The following is a 21,914-nucleotide window of genomic DNA, read 5'->3' as shown; positions in this document are numbered from 1 at the left end:
CTTCCCCCATCACGCTCCGTGCGGGACGCTCGCATGTGGCGGTTCGCACAGTGTTTTTCTGGGGGACATCCCCAGACCCCCCGGTAGGAGGCATCACGTGGTCGACGCGGATCAGACATTCGTCATCGTCGGAGGAGGCCTGGCCGGCGCCAAGGCGGCCGAGACGCTGCGGGCGGAGGGCTTCACCGGCCGAGTGATACTGATCTGCGACGAACGCGACCACCCCTATGTGCGACCGCCCCTCTCCAAGGGTTTCCTGCTCGGCAAGGAGACCCGCGAGAGCGTCTTCGTGCACGAGCCCGCCTGGTACGCGCAGAACGACGTCGAGCTGCACCTCGGCCAGACCGTCGACGCGATCGACCGCACCGCGAAGACGGTCCGCTTCGGTGACGACGGCACGCTCGCCCACTACGACAAGCTGCTCCTCGCCACCGGCGCCGAGCCCCGCCGGCTGGACATCCCCGGCACCGACCTCGCGGGCGTGCACCATCTGCGCCGGCTCGCGCACGCCGAGCGCCTCAAGGGCGTCCTGGCCGCCCTCGGCCGGGACAACGGCCACATCGTGATCGCCGGCGGCGGCTGGATCGGCCTGGAGATCGCGGCGGCGGCCCGCGAGTACGGCGCGGAGGTCACCGTCGTCGAACCGGCGGCGACCCCGCTGCACGGCGTGCTCGGCCCGGAGCTGGGCGGCCTCTTCGCCGACCTGCACCGTGAGCACGGCGTCCGCTTCCACTTCGGGGCCCGGCTCACGGAGATCGTCGGCCAGGACGGCATGGTCCTCGCCGCCCGCACCGACGACGGCGAGGAGCACCCGGCCCACGACGTCCTCGCGGCGATCGGCGCGGCCCCGCGGACCTCGCTCGCGGAGGCGGCGGGGCTGGAGATGGCCGACCGCGCCCACGGCGGCGGCATCGCCGTGGACGCGCAGCTGCGCACCTCCGACCCCGACATCTTCGCCGCCGGGGACGTCGCGTCCTTCCCGCACGGTCTGTTCGAGACCCGGCTGCGCGTCGAGCACTGGGCCAACGCGCTGAACGGCGGCCCGGCGGCCGCCCGCGCGATGCTCGGCAAGGACGTCGTCTACGACCGCGTGCCCTACTTCTTCTCCGACCAGTACGACCTGGGCATGGAGTACAGCGGCTGGGCCCCGCCGGGGACGTACGACGAGGTCGTGATCCGGGGCGACGCGGCCAAGCGGGAGTTCATCGCGTTCTGGCTGCACGAGGGGCGGGTGCTGGCCGGGATGAACGTGAACGTGTGGGACGTCACAGAGCCGATCCAGAAACTGATCACTTCGAAGGCCCCGGTGAACACGGAGGCGTTGGCCGACCCGCACGTCCCCCTCGAAAGTCTCGTCTCCTAGCCCGGCCGAGGGGTCGGCTCGTCCCAGGAGTGTCAGTCCACCCCCGTAGAATCACTCTGTGGCTGGGCGGATCAACGACGAGGACGTGAAGGCGGTTCGGGACGCGGTTCCGATCGACGCCGTCGTGTCCGAGTACCTCCAGCTGCGCAACGCGGGCGGCGGCAACCTCAAGGGCCTCTGTCCGTTCCACGACGAGAAGTCGCCGTCCTTCCAGGTCAGCCCCAGCAAGGGGTTCTTCCACTGCTTCGGCTGCCAGGAGGGCGGCGACACCATCACGTTCGTGATGAAGGTCGACCACCTCACGTTCTCCGAGGCCGTCGAGCGGCTCGCCGCCCAGGCCGGCATCACCCTGCGCTACGAGGAGGGCGGCTACAACCCCGCCCACCAGCGCGGCGAACGCATCCGGCTGGTCGAGGCCCACAAGATCGCCGCCGACTGGTACGCGGAACAGCTCGCCACCAGCCCCGAGGCCGACACCGGCCGGATGTTCCTCGCCGAGCGCGGCTTCGACCAGGCCGCCGCCCAGCACTTCTCCGTCGGCTACAGCCCCCAGGGCTGGGACCACCTCACCCGCTTCCTGCGCGGCAAGGGCTTCACCGACAAGGAACTCCTCCTCTCCGGGCTCGCCCAGGAGGGCCGCCGCGGCCCCATCGACCGCTTCCGGGGCCGGCTGATGTGGCCCATCCGCGACATCGGCGGCGAGGTCGTCGGCTTCGGCGCGCGCAAGCTCTACGAGGCCGACAACGGGCCCAAGTACCTCAACACCCCCGACACGGCGATCTACAAGAAGTCCCAGGTGCTGTACGGCATCGACCTGGCGAAGAAGGACATCGCGAAGTCGTCCCGCGCGGTCGTCGTCGAGGGCTACACCGACGTCATGGCCTGCCATCTGGCCGGGGTGACGACCGCCATCGCGACCTGCGGCACGGCCTTCGGCGGCGACCACATCAAGATCCTCCGCCGGCTCCTGATGGACAACGGCAGCGCCCGCGTCATCTTCACCTTCGACGGCGACGCGGCCGGCCAGAAGGCGGCCCTGCGCGCCTTCGAGGACGACCAGAAGTTCGCCGCCGAGACGTACATCGCGATCGCCCCGGACAACATGGACCCCTGCGACCTGCGCCTCGCCAAGGGCGACGAAGCCGTCGCCGACCTGGTCGAACCCCGCACCCCGCTCTTCGAGTTCGCGCTGCGCCAGATCGTCGTCCGCTACGACCTCGACACCCCGGCGGGCCGCGCCGGCGCGCTCGACGAGGCCGCGCCCATCGTCGCCCGTATCAAGAACAGCGGCGCCCAGCACGAGGTCGCCGTCCAGCTCGCCGGGATGCTCGGCATCCTGGACACCCAGTTCGTCGTCAAAAGGGTCGCCCAGCTGGCCCGTTGGGCCCGCGACCGCGGCGGCAAGGGCCCCGCGCCCGCCCGCGGCGGGCCCGGGGGCGGCGCTCAGCAGCCCTACGACGCCGCCCCCCGGCCTGCCGCGGGCGGCCCCGCCCTCAACCTCCGCAACGCCGTCTACGCCACCGAGCGCGAGCTCCTCAAGCTCGCCCTCCAGCGCCCCGAACTCGTCGCCCCGGCCTTCGACGCGTACGGCGTGGACGAATTCACCGCCGCCCCCTACGCGGCCGTACGCCAGGCGATCCTGGACGCGGGCGGCGCCGAGTGGGGCGTGCAAGACGGGCACGAGTACCTCGTACGCGTCCGCGACACCGCGCCCGACGACACGGTCCGCGCGATGGTGACGGAGCTCGCGGTCGAGGCGATCATGCGCCGCACGGTCGACGAGAACTACGCGGGCGAGCAGCTCGTGACCGTCCGCCGCAGGGCCGTGAACCGCCGGCTCACCGATCTGCAGTCCACGCTGACCCGCCTCGGGCACCTGGACCCGGCCCAGGCGGCCGCCGTCCAGAACGAGATGATGATCCTGACCAGGTACGACAGGGCGCTCCAGCACGAAGGCCCGTCCGCTCTCTGAACGTGTGGTCACGGACCGGCCGCAAAAAGTCACCGCACGCCCCTCGTGGCAGCGATGTGTCGTACTCCACACTGGGTTGCGGTGCCTGAGTCCTCGGAGCGCGGCCGATCCCGGACGGACAGCGGCGTGGCCGCCGACTCCGCCCCCGAAGTACCGCTGCTGCTCACCTCAGCAGCGATCATCCTGGAGGTCGCCCCCGTGCAGACCCAGACCCTCACCCAGACCGACAGCACTGCCGACAGCACGAACGCGAACGACGCCGCGGAAGCGGACGCCGAGACCGACGTCCTGGTCGCGGTCCCGCCGCAGAGCCGCGCCGCGCACCACCCGGAGACGCGGCCGGATCAGGAGAGCGGGCAGGAGAGCGGGCAGGAGGCCGGGCCAGAGAGCGAGCCGGAGACCGAGCCGCCCGCCGAGGTTCTCGCGGAAGCCCCCGAAGACGCCCCCGAGCCGGTCGCCCCGCCCCGCGCCCGCGCCACCGAGAGCGCCAGCCCGTCCTCCGACCTGTTCCGCCAGTACCTGCGCGAGATCGGCCGGATTCCGCTGCTCACCGCGGTCGAGGAGGTCGAGCTGGCCCGCCGTGTGGAGGCGGGCCTGTTCGCCGAGGAGCGGCTGGGCAGCGCGGCCGACCTGGACAGCGAGCTGGCCCTCGACCTCGACCGGCTGGTCGTCATGGGCCGGATGGCCAAGCGCCGCCTGATCGAGGCCAACCTGCGACTCGTGGTGTCCGTCGCCAAGCGGTACGTGGGCCGCGGGCTCACCATGCTCGACCTCGTCCAGGAGGGCAATCTCGGCCTGATCCGGGCGGTCGAGAAGTTCGACTACGCCCGCGGCTACAAGTTCTCCACGTACGCCACCTGGTGGATCCGTCAGGCCATGTCCCGGGCGCTCGCCGACCAGGCCCGCACCATCCGCGTCCCCGTCCATGTCGTCGAGCTCATCAACCGGGTCGTGCGCGTCCAGCGGCGGATGCTCCAGGAGCGCGGCTACGAGCCCACCGCCGAAGAGGTCGCCGCCCAGCTGGACCTGCCCCCCGAGCGCGTCGGCGAGGTGCTGCGGCTGGCCCAGGAGCCGGTCTCCCTGCACGCCCCGGTGGGCGAGGAGGACGACGTGGCCCTCGGCGACCTCATCGAGGACGGCGACGCCGCCAGCCCCGTCGAGTCGGCGGCCTTCCTGCTGCTGCGCGAGCACCTGGAAGCCGTGCTCTCCACGCTCGGCGAACGCGAGCGGAAGGTCGTCCAACTCCGCTACGGCCTCGCGGACGGCCGCCCGCGCACCCTGGAGGAGATCGGCCGCATCTTCGGCGTGACGCGCGAGCGGATACGCCAGATCGAGTCGAAGACCCTCAACAAACTCCGCGACCACGCCTTCGCGGACCAGCTGCGGGGCTACCTGGACTGAGCCGGGCCGCTCGCCGTCACCCGATGCGAGCGGCCCCACTCTCCACCGTGGCTAGTCGACCTCGGCCACCGCCTGCGCGAACTGTGCCGTGTACAGGCGCGCGTACGCCCCGTCCGCCGCGAGCAGGTCGCTGTGGGCGCCCTGCTCGACGATCGAGCCGTTCTCCATCACCAGGATGGTGTCGGCGTCCCGGATGGTCGACAGCCGGTGCGCGATGACGAACGACGTCCGCCCGTGCGCCAGCTTCGCCATCGCCTTCTGGATCAGCACCTCCGTGCGGGTGTCGACGGAGCTGGTGGCCTCGTCGAGCACCAGGATCGTCGGGTCGGACAGGAACGCCCGCGCGATGGTGATCAGCTGCTTCTCACCGGCGCTGACCCCGCTGCCCTCGTCGTCGATCACGGTGTCGTAGCCGTCGGGCAGGGTGCGCACGAACCGGTCGGCGTGCGCGGCCCGCGCCGCCTCCTCGATCTCGCCGCGGGTGACCTCCCGCGACGCCCCGTACGCGATGTTCTCCGCGATGGTGCCGCCGAACAGCCAGGTGTCCTGGAGCACCATGCCGATCGTGGCGCGCAGCTCGTCGCGGGTCATCCGCGCGATGTCGACGCCGTCCAGGGTGATGCGTCCGCCGGAGACGTCGTAGAACCGCATGAGCAGGTTCACCAGCGTCGTCTTGCCGGCGCCCGTCGGGCCGACGATCGCGACCGTGTGACCGGGCTCCACCGTCAGCGACAGATCCTCGATCAGCGGCTTCTTGGGGTCGTACCGGAAGGACACGCCCTCCAGCGCCACCCGCCCGCGCAGCTCCTCCGGCCGCACCGCCTCCGTCGGATCAGCCTCCTGCTCCTCCGCGTCCAGGAGTTCGAAGATTCGTTCCGCCGAGGCGACGCCCGACTGCACCAGGTTCGCCATCGACGCGACCTGCGTCAGCGGCAGCGAGAACTGGCGGGAGTACTGGATGAACGCCTGTACGTCGCCGATGGACAGCGTGCCGGACGCGACCCGCAGGCCGCCCACGACCGCCACCAGCACATAGTTGATGTTCGAGACGAACATCATCAGCGGCTGCATGACCCCGCTGTTGAACTGCGCCTTGAAGCCGGCCTCGTACAGCGCGTCGTTCTGCTCGGCGAACTGCTGCGCCGACTCCTGCTGGCGGCCGAACACCTTCACCAGCGTGTGGCCGGTGTACATCTCCTCGATGTGGGCGTTCAGCTTGCCGGTGGAGCGCCACTGCTGCACGAAGTGCGGCTGCGACCGCTTGCCCACGCGGGTGGCGACGACCGCCGACAGCGGCACGGTCACCAGCGCGACCAGCGCGAGCAGCCAGGACACCCAGAACATCATCGCCAGCACGCCGATGATCGTCAGCAGCGAGTTGACGAGCTGGCCCAGCGACTGCTGGAGCGTCTGCCCGATGTTGTCGATGTCGTTCGTGGCACGGGAGAGCACCTCACCCCGTTGCCGCTTGTCGAAGTACGACAGCGGCAGCCGGGACAGCTTCGTCTGCACGTCCTCGCGCATCCGGAACATCGTGCGGTTGACGGCCCGGTTCACCAGGCGCGTCGCCACCGCCATCAGCAGACCGGCGATCAGGAACACCCCGAGCGTGACCAGCAGGATCTCGCCCACCGCGCCGAAGTCGATGCCCTTGCCCGGGGTGAAGTCGGTGCTGCGGAGCATGTCGGCGACGCTGCCGTCGCCGCGCTCGCGCATCGCGTCGAGGGCCTGCTCCTTGCTCGTCCCGGCCGGCATCTCCCGTCCGACGATGCCGGCGAAGACCAGGTCGGTGGCCTGGCCGAGGAGCTTCGGCCCGACCACGTTGAGGCCGACGCTGAAGACCACGCAGACCAGCATCACGTAGAGCGTGAGCCGCTCCGGCTTGAAATGGGCGAGCAGCCGCCTGCCGGACACCTTGAAGTCCAGCGAGCGGTTCTCGGGACCGGTGCCGGCCATCATGCGTCCCATGGGCCCGGCCATCAGGCAGCCTCCGCTTCCGTGAGCTGGGAGAGCACGATCTCCCGGTAGGTCTCGTTGTCCGCCATCAGTTCGCGGTGGGTGCCGGCGCCGACGACCCGGCCCTCGTCCAGGACGATGATCCGGTCGGCGTCCCGGATGGTGGCGACCCGCTGGGCGACGATCACGACGGTCGCCTCGGCGGTCTCGCGGCCGAGCGCCGCCCGCAGGGCCGCGTCGGTGGCGTAGTCGAGGGCGGAGAAGGAGTCGTCGAAGAGATAGATCTCCGGCCGCTGGACGAGCGTCCGGGCGATCGCGAGCCGCTGCCGCTGCCCCCCGGAGACGTTCGTCCCGCCCTGCGCGATGGGGGAGTCCAGGCCGTTCTCCAGCTTGCTGACGAAGTCCCTGGCCTGCGCCACCTCCAGCGCGTGCCACAGTTCCTCGTCGGTGGCGTCCGGATTGCCGTAGCGCAGGTTGGTCGCGACCGTCCCGGCGAACAGATACGGCCGCTGCGGCACGAGTCCGACGGTCTTCGCGAGCAGCACGGGGTCGACGTCGCCGACGGCCACCCCGTCGACCAGGACCTCGCCCTCGGTGGCGTCGAACAGCCGGGGCACCAGCCCGAGCAGCGTGGACTTGCCGCTGCCGGTCGAGCCGATCACGGCCGTCGTCTCGCCCGGTCGCGCCACGAGCTCGACCGCCTTGAGGACGGGCTCCTCGGCGCCGGGATAGCGGAACCCGGCGCCCCGGATCTCCAGATGCCCGTGCCGGCGCAGTTCGGTGACGGCCGCTGTCGGCGGCACCACGGACGAGGAGGTGTCCAGCACCTCCTGGATGCGCTCGGCGCACACCTCGGCGCGCGGCACCATCATGAACATGAAGGTGGCCATCATCACGGACATGACGATCTGCATGAGGTAGGCGAGGAACGCGGTCAGATCACCGATCTGCATCCCGCCGCTGTCGATGCGGTGGGCCCCGAACCAGACCACCGCGATCGAGGACAGGTTCACCGTGGTCATGACCACCGGGAACATCAGCGCGAGCAGGTTGCCGGTCTTCAGCGAGATGTCGGTGAGGTCGGTGTTGGCCTTCCGGAACCGCTGCTCCTCGTACGCGTCCCGGACGAAGGCGCGGATGACCCGGTTGCCGGTGATCTGCTCGCGCAGCACCCGGTTCACGGTGTCCAGCCGCACCTGCATGGACCGGAACAGCGGCCGCAGCCGGCGCACGATCAGGGTCACGCAGATGCCCAGCGTGGGCACCACGGCGACCAGCACCCCGGACAGCGGCACGTCGAGGCCGAGCGCCAGCACGATGCCGCCCACGCACATGATCGGCGCGGACACCATCAGCGTGAACGTCATCAGGGCCAGCATCTGGATCTGCTGGACGTCGTTCGTCGTCCGGGTGATCAGCGAGGGCGCGCCGAAGTGGCCGACCTCACGGGCGGAGAAGGACTGCACCCGGTCGAAGACGCCGGCCCGCACGTCCCGGCCGAGCGCGGACGCGGTCCTGGCTCCGTAGTACACGGCGCCGATGTTGCACACGACCTGCGCCAGCGAGACGGCGATCATCACCCCGCCGAAGGACAGGATGTAACCGGTGTCCCCCTCGACGACGCCTTTGTCGATGATGTGCGCGTTGAGGGTGGGCAGGTAGAGGGTGGCGCAGGTCTGCAGGAACTGCAGCAGCACCAGCAGGGCGATGGGTTTCTTGTAGGGCCTGAGATAGGTCCGCAGAAGTCGTATGAGCACGCTACGTCTCTCGGAGTGGGGGCCAGGGGCATTGGTTGCCCCTGGCCCCCATCGTCGGACACTCCACCCGTGTTACCTCAACCGATTAAGCCGACAGCAGTGCTTTCCGCGCCACCCGTATCGCCCTATACGCGAAATGCCCCGGTATGGCTATATGCGAAATGCTCCCGGGTGGGTCTGCTCCCGCACCGACACGTACTGCTGCCGCACGGCCTGTCCCACGGCCAGCTCCTCGCCCGGGTCCAGTACCTGCGCCGCCGCCCCCTGCCAGGCAGGCGGGGTCCGCGGGTCGAGGGCGCCCTGCGACACCCCGAGCGCCCACGCGGCCTGCCGGGCCGCCCCGATCGCCGCGTAGTCCGCCGGCTGCGGTACGACCACCTGGACCCCGAACAGCGCCGGCGCCGCCGCCTGCACGGCCGCCAGCTCCGCCGCCGCCCCGAGCAGGAAGATCCGCCGCACGTCCACGCCCCGCCCGCGCAGCACGTCCAGCGCGTCCGCGAGCCCGCACAGCATGCCCTCGAAGGCGGCCCGCGCGAAGTGCTCGGGCTTCATCGACTCACGCCGCAGCCCCGCCAGCGTCCCGGCCGTGTGCGGCAGGTTCGGCGTCCGCTCACCCTCCAGATAGGGCAGCATGACCAGCCCGTGCGACCCGGGCGTCGACTTCATCGCCAGGTCCGACAACGCCTCCAGATCGGCCGCGCCGACCAGCTCGGCGGCCCCGCGCAGGGTCCGTACCGCGTTCAGGGTGGTGACGACGGGCAGATGCATGCCGGTCGCGTCCGCCAGCGAGGTGATCATCCCGCTCTGGTCGAAGAGCGCCTCGTGGTGCACGGCCATCACGGACCCGGAGGCGCCGAGGGACACGACCGCGTCGCCGAGCCCGATCCCGAGCCCCAGGGCCGCGGCCATGGTCTCGCCGGTGCCGGCGGAGATCAGCAGCCCCTCCGGCGTCGTACCGGCCGCGTCGGACGGTCCGATCACGTCGGGCAGCATCACCTGGTGGCCGAGCGCCAACTCCACGAGATCGGGCCGGTAACCGCCGGTGGCCGCCGACCAGTACCCGGTCCCGGAGGCCCCGCCGCGATCGGTGGTCCGCCGCACCGGCCGCCCGAGCAACTGCCACACCAGCCAGTCGTGGGCCTGGAGCAGCACGGCGGTCCGCGCGGCCGCGTCGGGCTCGCTCTTCGCCAGCCAGCGCAGCTTGGTCACCGGCTGCGGGGCTTGCGGCACGCACCCCACCGCCTGGGCCCATGCCTCGCGCCCGCCGAGCGCGTCGATCAGATCCGCCGCCGCGACCTGCGCCCGCTTGTCCCCGCCGACCATCGCCGGGCGCACCGTGTTGCCCTGCGCGTCCAGCGGGACGACGGCGTTCTGCTGCGAGGACACGCCGATGGCCTGCACGCCTTCGAGCAGCCCGCCGCCCGCGGCCTCGCCCAGGGACAGCAGCCAGGCCTGCGGATCGACATCCGAAGGCCGCGCACTGCTCTCCGCGCCCTCCATCGGATGCGGCGCGTATCCCTGCCGGAGCACGGCTCCGGTGTCCGCGTCGCAGACGACGATACGAGTGAAATCGGGCGAACTGTCCAGCCCGGCGACTATCCCCATAACGAAAATTCTGCCGCACGCGCCGCTCGGGTTTGGCCGCGGAGACCGCGGGAAGGGGTGCGCGACCGTGGGCACGGGCCCGTCGTGGCTGGTCGCGCCCGCGTGGCGCGGCGGCATATGTCACAGCCGTACGCCCGCCGGACGGGATTCCGCGCCTTCGCCGCCCTAGGTGTTGCTGGTGCCCCAGTCGTCCCCGCTCGCGCCGTTGACGTTGCGCTCGCGCAGGGACCGCACCCGCCCCGCCACCGATTCGGGCATCCGGTCACCGACCTTCTCGCTGACCGCGTGGTACGCCTTGCCCGCGTACTGGCGGCCCTGCTGGGCGGCGGTCTCGGCGGTGTTGCGCACGGCGGGGTTCTGGGCGACCTGCCGTGCGGACTTCTTCAACTGCTCGTAGCGCTCGCGCCCGGCACGCGTGCCCAGCACGTAACCCACAGCCAGTCCGACGACGAACGTGAGCTTGTAGCGCATGACGGCCACCCTTCCCTCGTGACGGTCCCGGCCGTGACCTCGACGCCGGGGGGAACCGATTGGCGGAGCACCCCCCTGCTTGCGCTAATGTATGTGTCGCAGCGAGCGAGCGCCCCCTGGCGAATACCCAGGTAGGTACGATCGATGCAACGAGGCATTCCCCTGTAGCTCAATTGGCAGAGCAGCCGGCTGTTAACCGGCAGGTTACTGGTTCGAGTCCAGTCGGGGGAGCTTCGATCTCCTGTAGCTCAATTGGCAGAGCAGCCGGCTGTTAACCGGCAGGTTACTGGTTCGAGTCCAGTCGGGAGAGCAGCGTGAACGAGGACCCCGTGGGGGTCCTTTTTCATGTCGGCGGGAACCGCGCAGGCCAGGGGGGCAGTCCTCATGGTCGTGCAAGGTCCACCAGCCGAAGCGTGAGATCGTATGAGCGGCTATGCTGCGGCAGACGGCGCGCACACATGTACGCGACACGCCGCTATGGGGCGGTAGCTCAGCCGGTTAGAGCAGCGGACTCATAATCCGTCGGCCGTGGGTTCGAGTCCCACCCGCCCCACCTGCGCAGGCTCCTGACCTGCGGAAACGTTCATTTTTGGGTGTCGGGGCGTCAACTTTGCCTGGGCGGGCCGAATCCGCTGCTCGTGGGCTCGGCGTCGTTGCCGTCGGCAGCAGTGAGAGCTCGGCTGACCTGCACAGATGCGATGGCGCCACGGTCCGGGAAATCGCCGAATACGGCCAGTGTGAGCGGCTGGACGTCGAATTCGGGACGCTCGTAGGACGCAGGGAAACGGAAGCCGCTCGTCCGTTGTCATGCCGTCGACGCCGTCACGGGGCTTCGGGTCGAGGCCGCGAGGTACGACGAGGGCGCGGTCCGCTAGCGGCGTAGATGGCGGCTGTACGCCACCAGTCGGCGTCGGCGGGCAGCGCGGTGGGGGGCGGGTTGCTCATGGTGCTCGGTCCTGACTGTTCTGAAGGTGGTGGGGTGGGGGTCAGTCCTTGACCGAGCCCTGGAGCGGCGCCTTGACGAAGTGGCGTTGCAGGAACAGGAACACGAGGTTCGTGGGGGCCATGATGGGCAGCGCGCCGGCGTTCAACAGCACCTGGTCGGTGGCGTATTTGGTGGTGAACGCCTGGAGCGCGCCGGCCATCGTCCGCTTGTCCGGGTCGTCGATCAGCACCAGGGCGAGCAGGAACTGGTTCCAGGTGAGCGTGCTGGACTTCAGCAGGGTCGTGATGTCGGCGACGTTCCAGGCGTCGACGAAGTTGTGCCAGTGCGGGTCGGACGATCAAATCAGACCCGAGGGGAAGGTTCCCTGGGGCGCCAGGGCCGCGCTGGCCATGCTCAGTAGCGGTACGACCGAGTAGAGCGCGGCGGCCGCGATCGGGATCAGCCCGGGGGCGCGGCGGCGCAGTGTCCGTGCGGTCTGTGCTCTTTGCGACGTGCGTACGGTCTGCGTTCGTTCGGGCATGGTCACTTCTCCCGGAACAGGCGCTGGAGCGGGACGACGACCGCGATGACGATCAGGGCGAGGACGACGGCGAGCGCGGAGGCCGCGCCGAGGCGGCTGTCGTTGAACGCCAGGGTGTGGACGGCGGCTCCGGGGACCATGGTCTGGGTGCCGGGGCCGCCCTGCGTGGCGAGGTAGACGACGTCGAAGCCGGCGAGGGCGGCGAGGGCGGCGATCGACTGCCCGCGAGACGCAAGGTGGACGCCGTGGTCGCGCCGGCGTTCCCGGTCGGCGAGGAGGAGCAGCGGCGGCTGGAGCTGATGGGCGTCACGGTCATCGCCGCAGGCGGCCAGCACGCGCCCTACCCGAACGTGTCCATCGACGACGAGACGACGAGACGACGAGACGACGAGACGGCGGGCCGCAGGGCGTGGACGCCATGGCCAAGCTCCTCAGCCGGCCGGAGCCGCCCACCGCCGTCTACGCCCACTCGGGCGAGATGGCCCTCGGGGCGATCCGCACCCTGCGACGGGCGGGCCTGCGCATCCCGGAGGACCTGTCGGTGATCGGCATCGACGACCACCCGGTCGCTGAACTGATCGATCTGACGACCGTACGGCAGTCGGTGCGGGAGCAGGGGGCCACCAGCCGCTGAACCGAACGGTGCCCCGGACGGCCCCGCCGCATAATGTGCCGCTCACAGGAGATCAGTAGTGCCCAGTACTGCACCCAGACCGAATTGTAGCCTGGCCGGTAGCGAATTCCCGCGGTTCACTCGGAGCAGCGAAATGGTCATTGTGGTCGGCGGCGGCAACTCCGGCGCCCAGATCGCCGAACGCACCACGAACGTAGGGACGGACTACGCGAGATCTCCGGGCCAACAGCAGAGAAATCCCTGCTCCGGATGCGTCCGGAAGGGTGAAGGGGCATGCTGAGAGAGGCAAGAGGAGCTCGATTCCTTAGACGCTGCCGTGGCGGAGCCTGCTAGGGAGAGTGGCCACACCTGAAGCCGCCGGTCCTTTTTCGTTCTTGAAGGTCCTAGCCCCCTGCACGCTAGATCCTTGAACATCGGCTGCCGTCCCCATGAAGAGAATGTTCCCACGCGTAACAATGAGTGGTGTGCCATGCGAAGAGAGATCCTGTCCGTGGCGGCCGTTTCAGGATTGCTGGTCTTCCCGGCGTTCAATCCGGCTCCGGACCCTGCCTTGGCGAGTCTTTCCGGGAGCAGCGCCGGCGCGCAGCCTGCGGCGGTACCGGCTTATGAAAGAGACACGACGTGTTCGCCCACGGGTGCCATCCCATATGGTCATGAATGTGGTGGCGAATTCACGATAGCACCTGGGGCGGAGCTATCCGTCAAACTCACCGGCGACGTCGCTATTGCCGATTTCGGGCTATTTGAGTCGGGTGGTGGGGGTCGCTTGCTCGCTGAAGCCGAGTACGTCGGCGATGAATGGGAGAAGCTGTGGACGAATGACACGGGAGAAGTCGTGGATGTGGTTCTGAAAGCCGATCCGTTCTCCGGTGTCGATAGCCAGAAGAAGATCAACGCAACAGTTCGCGTCGTGGAAGCGGTTCCGCAAGTCAGCGCGGCCGACCTGCTTTCCAAGGTCAGACACTGCGACCAGATATCGGACGGCAAGTACAGGACAAGCAGGAAGGCTCCGGCCACAGTGCCCGTGTGCGACACGAACGGGGCGGTGTTCTGGAAGGCAGACATGGACATCGACTGCGACGGCCAGGTCACCGATCAGTGCAACAAGCAAACCGACCCGTCGTTCAGGGGCGACACGGCCTTCCAGCAGTCCAACGGTAAGCCCCTGAACGCCGAGGAGCTGCCGTATGTGGTCGTGCCCGGCCGCAGCAACATCTGGAACTACGCTCGCTCCGGCATCAAGGGCGGCGGCGTGGTCGCCGTGATCTACAACAACAAGGTCGAGTACGCGGTCGTCGGTGACATCGGCCCCAAACGCATCATCGGTGAGGCGTCCTATGCGACGGCGGAGGCTCTGGGCATCGACACGGACCCGGCGACGGGCGGGGTCGACTCCGGGGTGACGTACATCCTGTTCAAGAACTCCAAGGCATCCCCCATCGAGAACCACCGCGCGGCCGTGTCGCTGGGTGAATCTCTGGCAGAGCAGTTCGTCCAGAACAACTGAGCTTCGCGGTCTCCTGACCATCTCCTTCGATCGTCGCTCTCGCCCGGCGGTGCGGCGCGAGTACCCCCAAGCGGTCAAGAAGATCACCAACGGCGCGGATGAGTTGCCGGCGTTCTTCGACTTCCCCGGCGATCGAATGTTCCCGCGCGTGACAATAGGAGGCGCGCCATGAGAAGAAAAACTCTGTTTGTGGCGGCCGTCTCGGGACTGCTGGCCATCCCGGCGTTCAATCCGGCTCCGGCATCCTCCCTGGCAAGCCCTTCCGGGAGCAGCGCCGGCGCGCAGCCTGCGGTGGCACCGGCTTACGAAAGGGATACGACGTGTCCGCTCACGACGGCCGTCCTGTACGATCATGAATGTCGTGGTGTATTCAGGATGGAGCCTGGAGCCAAACTCTCCGTGAAGCTTACCGGTAACGTCAAAATTGCCGATTTCGCGGTCTTTGAGCTGGGTGGTGATGGTCGCTTCTTCGGTGAAGTCGAGTACGTCGGCGATGAATGGGAGAAGCTGTGGACGAATAAAACGGGAAAAGCCGTGGATGTGGTTTTGAAGGCCCGCCCGTTCTCCTCTGTTGATAGCGAGGAGAAGATCAACGCAACAGTTCGCGTTGAGGAAGTGGTGTCGCTCCCGGGTGCCAAGCTCAGCCATGCAGAGGCGGACGCCAAGCTGAAGGCGGCCGGCATCCGGTGGAAGTCCAGCGGAAATTGCACCGATCGCAACAAGAAGAACTGCACGAGCTACGAGGGCATCCGGGTGGCCACCGTGGACGGCGCCATCGCCTTGAAGGAAAGCAGTGGCTGCGTGCTTACGGTCACTGGCGGCACCGAGAAGGGGCACTCCAGGAAGGGCAAGTACACCCACTGGAACGGCTACAAGCTCGACTTCAGCCGCACCAGCTGCCTCACCAAGTGGATCCGCGCCCACGCCGACAGGCTCAACGATCGCGGCGACGGTGCCCGTCAGTATCAAGGAACTCTCAACGACAGGACAGTCATTTACGCTGACGAGTACTGGAAGAATCACTGGGACGTCATTTACAAGTGAGCCTGCGCTACCTCGGCAGTGGAGGGGCGGCAGGGCCCAGCACTCGCAGCGCCTGCTCCAACAACTACGTAGCTGATGTCGTGTGCCTGCCTACCGTCGGCGATCAGCGTCCCGGGCCAGGAGTGGTGACGTCCCGGTGGCGTCAGGTTTTCGGCCGTGTCTCGTGTCGGCGGTATTCGCTCGGGCTGACGCCGTGTTCCTTCTTGAATGCGGTGCTGAGGGCGAAGGCGTTGGCGAAGCCGACGCGGTCGGCCACCACGGCGAGAGTCGTGTCGGGCTCGTGCAGCAGGTCGGCGGCGAGCGCCAGGCGACGTCGGCGCAGGTAGGTCATGGGCGGTTGTCCGACCAGGGCGTTGAAGCGGCGGGCGAGGTGCGCTCGTGACACGCCGGTTTTCGCCGCGAGTGCGGGCAGGGTCCACGGGTGGGCGGGGTCGGCGTGCAGCAGACGCAGTGCCGGGGCGACCACGGGGTCGCTGTGGGCCCGGTACCAAGTGGGGATCTGGGCGCCTGGACGGGTGAACCAGGCGCGCAGGGCGGTGATCAGCAGCAGGTCCAGTGTCCGGTCCAACAGGATCTGCTGCCCGGGTTCCTCGCGGGTGATCTCCGCGAAGGTCGAGTGACTGACCGGGCAGGTCCCCACGGACGCTTCGATGACGGCAAGCGGTGGCAGGACCGACAGCAGTCTGCCCGGCGTGCCGCTGTCCACGGTGTACAGGCCGTTGATCAGCAGGGTGCGGTCCGGCTCCGCGGCGGTCCAGGCGTCCGTGTCCGGCATCCGCGCGGGAAGCAGTTCCTCGCCTTGGGGCGTCGTACAGCGGCCTCCGGCCCGGATCACCACGTCCGGTTCCGTGCCCGGGGCGTCCGCGATCACATACGGCGCGCCCCCGCACAGCACCGCGACATCGCCGGGGTCGAGCCGGACCGGCGCGCCGCCCTCGGGGGTGATCCAGACGGAGCCGTGCACAAGGACCGCGAGGGCCAGCGGTGAGCCGTCCTCGAAGCGCGCCGCCCAGGAGCCGGTCGGGGAGGACTGGTGGAAGACCGAGCCACTGGTCCGGACGCCGTTCAGGAGACCGGTCAGCGGATCGACGCCGGTCAGGCCCGAGGGATCCATGCCGGTCAGCGTAGACGAACGCGTATGGAGGTGAGCCCGCGTGGCATGGGTGAGGCGGTCGGCGGCTGGTTCTGTTGAGGCCATGAGCGACGAGACGATCCTGGTGACGGGTGCTACGGGAAAGACGGGCCGCCGGGTGGCGCGGCTGCTTCGGGGGCGGGGGGTGGCGGTCCGCGATGCCTCCCGTTCCGGTACGCCGTCGTTCGACTGGACGGATCGGGGTACGTGGGAGCCGGCGCTGCGGGGTGTGACGGGGATGTATCTGGTGGTGCCCGATCTGGGCGGCCCGCAGGCCGCGGAGACGATCGCCGCGTTCGCCCGGCAGGCCGCGGCGGCCGGGGCACGGCGGGCGGTGCTGCTGTCCGTGCCCGAGGGCGGGGCGGATCAGGAGCACGTCCTCGCCGCGGAACGGGCGCTCGAACACGCGGGCCTGGACTGGACCGTGCTGCGGCCGCGGTGGTTCTTCCAGAACTTCAGCGAGGACTTCCTGCTCGACCCCGTGCTGAGCGGCGAGGTACGGCTTCCGGCCGGAGAGGGCCGGGAGGCGTTCGTCGACGCCGAGGACATCGCCGAGGCGGCGGTCGCCGTGCTCACCGAGGACGGGCACGCCGGGTGGCACTACGAGCTCAGCGGCCCGAGGCTGATGACCTTCCGGGACGCGGTCGAGGAGATCGCCCGGGCCACCGGCCGCGACATCCGCTACGTGCCGCTGCCCCCGGAGGCGTATGCGGACGAGCAGCGCGCCCAGGGCGTGCCCGAGAAGTGGGTGCAGCTGTCCGTCGACCTGTACGCGTACGTCCGCGACGGTGGCCTCGCCACACTCAGTGACGGCGTTCAGCGTTCGCTGGGCCGCGAGCCACGGGACTTCTCCGACTACGCCGAGGCCGCTGCCCGGCAAGGCGTCTGGAACGCCTGACCTTTCCGGAGCAACCACCGCGGACGCGTGCTCGAGCCCAGGCCATCGCGTCGGCGGTGACCACGGGCGCCGACACAGGTCGACCCCGCCCGACTGGATCCCGCCGACCGGACCTCGTCGACGGCCTTGCGCCCTCGGGTTCGAGAACGGGGCGGACCGCAGTCGTCGTGCCGGACAGCTGCAGTTCCTTTGCCGGTCACTTGTCCGTCAGCGCACCGCCAGTGTTTTCGTAGTGTGCTCCGGACTGGCCGTGGACCTGCCATTCGCGAGGCGTCGTACCGTATGCCGCGCGAAAGGCCCGGCTGAAATGGCTGGGATTCACAAAACCCCAGCGTTGGGCGATTGCCGCCACCCCCAACTCCCGGGCCATGGGCCGCAGAAGATCCCGGCGGCACTGCTCCAGTCGCTGCATCCGAATCCAGCCGCCCACGGTTGTGCCCTCGAGCTGGAACAGTTTGTGCAGGTAACGGACCGACATGAAGTGCGCTTCGGCGATCCTGGCCGGTGACAGGTCGGGGTCGTCGAGGTTGCGCATGACGTGCTCCTTCACCCGGTGGAGGGAGGCCGTGGCCACCTGCGGGCGCTCGCAGGCAAAGCGGCCACGCCGCTCGTCTATGAGCAGCACCATCAGATCGAGCGCGGTGGCGGCAACCCGGCGGCCGACGCCGTCGTCGAAGCCCTCGGCTTCACGTGCCATGCGCGCAAGATAGGTCGCCACGAGTGCGGCGCTGCCCTCCTCGCCGGTGAAGGCGGTGGCAGTCAGTGCCTGCAGATCCTCGTCCCGCACGTGAAGATCTTTGCGAGGGAAATGGAAGGAGGTGAAACAGAATTCCCCTTCGAGTTTGATCCTGAACCGGCGGGACGAGTCAATGATGGAGAATTCGCCCGGTTTTATCACGGATTCCCGCCCGTCCTGCTCCTTTATCGCGGTGCCTCGCTGCTGAAGGCTGACGGTAAGTGAATTCCGGTCCTCGCGGGAGATGTTGCGCCTGTTGCGCGTCACTACTTGCGGTCCGGCCTGAACGCGAGAGATCTGCAGGGCGCCGAGCCGACTGCTGACGATCGTTCCGGGCGACGGCTCCTTCTCGAGCAGATTCACATCCATCGGCATGAAGGTGCCGGAAACCGCTTGATGCCACCGCTCCGCCCGGTCGGCAGCGGACAGCGGAGCTGTGGAGAGGACAGTGCACACAGGTTTCCTCCGTGGACGTCGCGGGCGCTCGGAAAAGATCCGTACACGAATCCCCTGTCTGCGCAGCCGACGTGGATCCCGCTGCTCGGAGGTCGGACCGCAGAGCACCCGCCTGTCCCCCCAGCCTGCCGTGCGCCCTGGGGAGACGCATCAGTCGGTCGACTGGTCGGTGCCTCATGCCCGTGTCCCCGCCGGGGTCCGGCAGCGTCCCGCTCATCTACCGCTTGTCCCTTCCCATCCCATGCGCCGCTCGACTATGTCCCGCAGCTGATGGCGACTGCTGATGCCGAGCTTGGGATAGACGTTGTACAGGTGGGTGCCGACGGTACGAGGGGACAGGAAGAGCTGCTCCCCGATCTCGCGATTCGACAGGCCGTTCGCCGCGAGCCGGACGATCTGCTGCTGCTGAGCGGTCAGCTCCGCCAGCGGGGCGGCAGCCTCCGGCGCGGTGGTCCCACCGCTCGCACGCAGTTCGGCACCGGCCTGCGCGGCGAGCCGGTGCGCGCCGAGCCGGGTAGCGGCCTCGATGACGGTCGCCAACTGCTCGCGTGCTTCCCGGGGCCGTCGTTTCCTGCGCAGCCAGAGCGCGTAGCTCATCCGTGCCAGGGCGCGTTCCATCGGCCACTGGTCCGCTCCCGGATCGACCACGGCAAGGCGGAAATGCTTCTCGGTGTCGGCGTCCAGGTCCACCAAGGCTGCCGCGTGGTGCATCAACAGCGTCATCCGGAGGGTCGGCCGGCGGCCCTCGGTCTGTCGAACCGCCGCGAGGACGTGTACTGCCTCCCGGTGCCGGCCGAGCCGTTGGGCCGCACCGGCGAGGGCGGCGATGGAACGGCCGGAGAGGAGGTTGTGCACCGGAGTGCCGTCGTCCTCGAACAGGGACCGGAGGTGGCGGAAGGCGCTCTCGTGGTCGCCGAGGGACAGGGCGGCGAGTCCCCGCGCTCTGAGCATCCGGGCCTTGGTGGCGCGGTTCTCGTCGAGGCTGACGGCGTGCCAGTTCGGTCCGGTGAGTTCGACCCCCGGCTCGTTGTCCCCGCGCAGAGCATCCAGGGTCACTCGCAGTGCGTCGAGATCCAACTCGGCGCACGTCATCCCGCGGACGACCGTGAAGGCCTGCGCCTCCTCGATCAGCTCCGCCGCCTCCGCCCATCGTCCGGTGGCCAGCAGGGCGTCCGCCTGCACGGCAAGGAGGTGCGCGACCGGGCCCATGGCCCCCGCCGCCCGCAGCGGCACGAACACCTGCCGAAACAGGTCCACGCACAGGTCCGACTCGTCCGCGTGATAGGCAACCGCTCCGACCGCGACCATCCGGTGCAGTGTCGCCGGGTCCTGCAGGTCGGACAGCCGCGGCAGTAAGGCAAGCGTCTTCAACAGGCTGGAGGCTCCGGCGGGATCGCTGGTGGCCTGGACGACGGCCAGGAGCGAGGCGGTGACGTCGTCCCGGGTGAGGTTGGAGTAGTACGGCTCCGTCGTCCCGGGACCGCCCCGCTCGGCCCGGTTGATCAGGGTGGCCTGGTCGAGCATCCCCGGAAGGACCCGCAGGTGCTCATCGATTCCCGACTGGTGGGCGATTCCGCCGGCGATCGCGACCATGGCAGTGGCGGTCGTCCCATCGAGCGGGGGAGTGCGCTCCCACGCATCGACCAGCAGGGAGAAGGCCTCGCGCTGGAGCGAGAACAACGACAGCGCCCAACTGGTGGCGCAGATGGCAACGCTCAGCAACTCCGGGTCACGATTCACGGCGACGAAGCTCTCGTAGAGTTCGCGGACCCAGGCCGGGTCTCCGAAGTCGTTCGCTGCCGTCAGCGCTTTGGCGAGGCGGCGGGCCCGGTCGTCGTCGCAGGGGCTGAAGCGCGCAGCCTGCTCCAAGGTCTTCGCGGTGGCGTAGAGGCCTCCTCGGCGCTGGGCCAGGAGGGCGGTGGCCTCCAGAGCCGCAGCCACCGACTCGTCCGGGCCGATCGCCGCGCCCGCCAGGTGCCAGGCCTGACGTGACGGTTGCTCACCGAGCACCGCCGCCAAGGCCCGGTGCGCCTGCTGCCGTGACTGAACGGGCTCGCGGTGGAACGCCGCGGTGCGGATCAACGGGTGCCGGAACACCACGCGTCCGTCGGTGACGGAGATCAGGCCCGCGCGCTCCGCCGGGGCCCACACGGACAGGTCGTACCCGGTACCCAGGGCGGCCATGAGCGTCGCCAGTTCCTCGTGCGTCGATGCGGCGGCCGAGTACAGCAGCGCGCGCTGCGTCGCCGTCGGCAACGCATCCAGCTGGGCAGCGAACATCTGCTGGATACGCGAGGTCTGCGGTAGGGCGTCATTCGTCGGCGCAAGCGCCCTGTCGGTGCGAAGGGCTCGGCACAGTTCGATGACGGCCAGCGGATTGCCCTCCGCCTGATGGAGCAGGTCCAGCCTGGCGCCTCCCGTGGGCGCGCCCGGCTGCGCGTCCAGGAGCTGCGCCGCCGCCTGGGATGCCAGTGGCCCGAGCGGCAACACCGCGAGATCCGCGGGGATGCCCGGCGGGGGGACCTCACCGCGTGCCGCGAGCAGCACCATGACGGATTCGCCGGCCAGGCGTCGGGCCGCGAAGAGCAGGACGTCCAGGGAGTCGCGATCGCAGGCTTGGATGTCGTCGACGGCCAGCAGCACGGGGCTCGCCTGCGCGATGTGCCTGAGCAGCATCAGGACGGCGACGCGGAATGCCATGGGCTCGGCCGGCCCGGTGACCGGTGCGAGTCCGAAGGCCGCGCGGAGCGCATCCCGCTGGTGCTCCGGCAGGAACGCGAGATCGTCCAGCACCGGGAGCAGCAGTTGGTGCAGCGCTGCGAACGACTGCTGCATCTCCGTCTCGCAGCCCTGGGCGGCCAGTACACGCGTGCCCGTCCGGCTTGCCCGCTCCGTCGCGATGCGGAGCAGTTCGGTCTTGCCGGTACCGGCTTCGCCCAGCACCAGGAGGGACTGGGGCCGGTCACGACCGGCCTCGACGCACTCCAGAATCCGGCCGATCTCCGCCTCCCGGCCGATCGGACTGGTGGCCAGAGCGAAGATCGCCGTCACAATCTGCCTCGCAGTACACTTTAATGAACGATCAAGTACAGTATAAACTAGTCTATTAAATTGTACTCTTCCGTTATGATACTGAACTATCCGGTGGGTGGAGCGTGCCGGGCCTTGAACCGCCGACTCGGTCCCCGGCGTGCAACGTCAGCCCCCGGCGCACGGCCCGGTCTCCGTGGCCAGTGTTCCCCACCCCCGCGGGGCGGCGGCCGGAAAGCGAGCCTGCGATGCCGGGCCCGGTCCAGCTCGCGTCGGCAGGCGTCGAGCCGGCGCTGTCGTATCAGCTGACTCACTGTCGTGCCCTCGTGCTGGAAGACCTTGCGCAGATAGCGGACGGAGATGTTGTGGGCGGACGCGATCGATTCCGGCGACAAGTCCGCATCCGCCAGCTGCAGTTCGACGTATGCCCGGACACGGGACAGCGTCTGCTGTGAACCGCTGCATCGGCCGGCATGGTCTTCATCC

General features: G+C 69.2%; 15 protein-coding genes, 3 tRNA genes and 2 pseudogenes. 10 read left to right on the top strand and 10 right to left on the bottom strand.

Annotation, left to right across the window (positions count from 1 at the left end):
- Positions 1-97: 97 nt before the first annotated feature.
- Genes ABZ725_RS30875 through ABZ725_RS30865 form a run of 3 tightly spaced genes read left to right on the top strand, consistent with a single transcriptional unit; the run spans position 98 to position 4,736 of the window.
- Positions 98-1,363: an FAD-dependent oxidoreductase gene (locus tag ABZ725_RS30875; RefSeq protein ID WP_358805787.1), complete on the top strand. Its 1,266-nt coding sequence runs from the start codon at positions 98-100 to the stop codon at positions 1,361-1,363.
- 58 nt (positions 1,364-1,421) lie between these two features.
- Positions 1,422-3,335, top strand: coding sequence for a DNA primase (gene dnaG / locus ABZ725_RS30870; protein WP_358805786.1), 1,914 nt, complete (start codon positions 1,422-1,424; stop codon positions 3,333-3,335).
- A gap of 54 nt (positions 3,336-3,389) precedes the next feature.
- The gene (locus ABZ725_RS30865) at positions 3,390-4,736 is read left to right on the top strand and encodes an RNA polymerase sigma factor (protein WP_358805785.1); all 1,347 of its coding nucleotides are present in this window, start codon (positions 3,390-3,392) and stop codon (positions 4,734-4,736) included.
- A 51-nt stretch (positions 4,737-4,787) separates the two neighbouring features.
- On the opposite strand, the gene ABZ725_RS30860 is transcribed toward ABZ725_RS30865, so the two are convergent.
- The 4 genes from ABZ725_RS30860 to ABZ725_RS30845 all read right to left on the bottom strand — a co-directional run bounded on the left by ABZ725_RS30860 (position 4,788) and on the right by ABZ725_RS30845 (position 10,525).
- Positions 4,788-6,716, bottom strand: coding sequence for an ABC transporter ATP-binding protein (locus tag ABZ725_RS30860; protein ID WP_358805784.1), 1,929 nt, complete (start codon positions 6,714-6,716; stop codon positions 4,788-4,790).
- Positions 6,716-8,449, bottom strand: a complete 1,734-nt coding sequence (locus tag ABZ725_RS30855; RefSeq protein ID WP_358805783.1) for an ABC transporter ATP-binding protein — start codon at positions 8,447-8,449, stop codon at positions 6,716-6,718. The genes ABZ725_RS30860 and ABZ725_RS30855 overlap by 1 nt, the downstream gene beginning before the upstream one ends.
- A 150-nt stretch (positions 8,450-8,599) precedes the next feature.
- A complete protein-coding gene (locus ABZ725_RS30850) occupies positions 8,600-10,054 on the bottom strand; it encodes an FGGY family carbohydrate kinase (protein ID WP_358805782.1) in 1,455 nt (484 codons plus the stop codon).
- Positions 10,055-10,219: 165 nt separating this feature from the next.
- On the bottom strand, positions 10,220-10,525 hold the full coding sequence (locus tag ABZ725_RS30845; protein ID WP_351908869.1) for a YtxH domain-containing protein: 306 nt from the start codon (positions 10,523-10,525) through the stop codon (positions 10,220-10,222).
- Positions 10,526-10,683: 158 nt separating this feature from the next.
- On the opposite strand from ABZ725_RS30845, the gene ABZ725_RS30840 reads away from it, so the two are divergent.
- The 3 genes from ABZ725_RS30840 (at position 10,684) to ABZ725_RS30830 (ending at position 11,078) form a co-directional block, all read left to right on the top strand.
- A tRNA-Asn gene (locus ABZ725_RS30840) sits at positions 10,684-10,756 on the top strand.
- 6 nt (positions 10,757-10,762) lie between these two features.
- Positions 10,763-10,835, top strand: a tRNA-Asn gene (locus tag ABZ725_RS30835).
- 169 nt (positions 10,836-11,004) lie between these two features.
- A tRNA-Ile gene (locus ABZ725_RS30830) sits at positions 11,005-11,078 on the top strand.
- Positions 11,079-11,511: 433 nt separating this feature from the next.
- On the opposite strand, the gene ABZ725_RS30825 is transcribed toward ABZ725_RS30830, so the two are convergent.
- From ABZ725_RS30825 to ABZ725_RS30815, 3 genes are all read right to left on the bottom strand, one after another.
- Positions 11,512-11,700 carry a hypothetical protein gene (locus ABZ725_RS30825; RefSeq protein ID WP_358805781.1) on the bottom strand — a complete coding sequence of 63 codons (189 nt, stop codon included), beginning with the start codon at positions 11,698-11,700 and terminating at the stop codon, positions 11,512-11,514.
- A 108-nt stretch (positions 11,701-11,808) separates the two neighbouring features.
- The gene (locus ABZ725_RS30820) at positions 11,809-11,991 is read right to left on the bottom strand and encodes a hypothetical protein (protein WP_358805780.1); all 183 of its coding nucleotides are present in this window, start codon (positions 11,989-11,991) and stop codon (positions 11,809-11,811) included.
- A gap of 2 nt (positions 11,992-11,993) precedes the next feature.
- The gene (locus ABZ725_RS30815) at positions 11,994-12,326 is read right to left on the bottom strand and encodes a hypothetical protein (protein ID WP_358805779.1); all 333 of its coding nucleotides are present in this window, start codon (positions 12,324-12,326) and stop codon (positions 11,994-11,996) included.
- Between the two features lie 32 nt (positions 12,327-12,358).
- On the opposite strand from ABZ725_RS30815, the pseudogene ABZ725_RS30810 reads away from it, so the two are divergent.
- The 3 genes and pseudogenes from ABZ725_RS30810 to ABZ725_RS30800 form a co-directional block, all read left to right on the top strand.
- Positions 12,359-12,625: pseudogene (locus tag ABZ725_RS30810) on the top strand (substrate-binding domain-containing protein); the annotation flags it as partial.
- Between the two features lie 928 nt (positions 12,626-13,553).
- Positions 13,554-14,132: pseudogene (locus ABZ725_RS30805) on the top strand (glycoside hydrolase family 75 protein); the annotation flags it as partial.
- Between the two features lie 168 nt (positions 14,133-14,300).
- A complete protein-coding gene (locus ABZ725_RS30800) occupies positions 14,301-15,176 on the top strand; it encodes a hypothetical protein (protein WP_358805778.1) in 876 nt (291 codons plus the stop codon).
- 142 nt (positions 15,177-15,318) lie between these two features.
- Here the strand turns inward: ABZ725_RS30800 and ABZ725_RS30795 are convergent, their stop codons facing one another.
- Positions 15,319-16,290 carry an AraC family transcriptional regulator gene (locus tag ABZ725_RS30795; protein ID WP_358805777.1) on the bottom strand — a complete coding sequence of 324 codons (972 nt, stop codon included), beginning with the start codon at positions 16,288-16,290 and terminating at the stop codon, positions 15,319-15,321.
- An 82-nt stretch (positions 16,291-16,372) separates the two neighbouring features.
- Here ABZ725_RS30795 and ABZ725_RS30790 point away from each other — a divergent pair, with 82 nt between their 5' ends.
- Complete coding sequence (locus ABZ725_RS30790; protein WP_358805776.1) at positions 16,373-17,206, top strand: NAD(P)H-binding protein; 834 nt, start codon at positions 16,373-16,375, stop codon at positions 17,204-17,206.
- 196 nt (positions 17,207-17,402) lie between these two features.
- On the opposite strand, the gene ABZ725_RS30785 is transcribed toward ABZ725_RS30790, so the two are convergent.
- Positions 17,403-18,398, bottom strand: coding sequence for a helix-turn-helix domain-containing protein (locus ABZ725_RS30785; RefSeq protein WP_358805775.1), 996 nt, complete (start codon positions 18,396-18,398; stop codon positions 17,403-17,405).
- A 213-nt stretch (positions 18,399-18,611) separates the two neighbouring features.
- A complete protein-coding gene (locus ABZ725_RS30780) occupies positions 18,612-21,449 on the bottom strand; it encodes an AAA family ATPase (RefSeq protein ID WP_358805774.1) in 2,838 nt (945 codons plus the stop codon).
- Positions 21,450-21,914: the final 465 nt, after the last annotated feature.

Origin of the sequence: Streptomyces sp. NPDC006872 (genome assembly GCF_040635845.1) — a bacterium.
Classification (GTDB): domain Bacteria; phylum Actinomycetota; class Actinomycetes; order Streptomycetales; family Streptomycetaceae; genus Streptomyces.
This window is presented reverse-complemented; position numbering and strand designations above follow the sequence as displayed.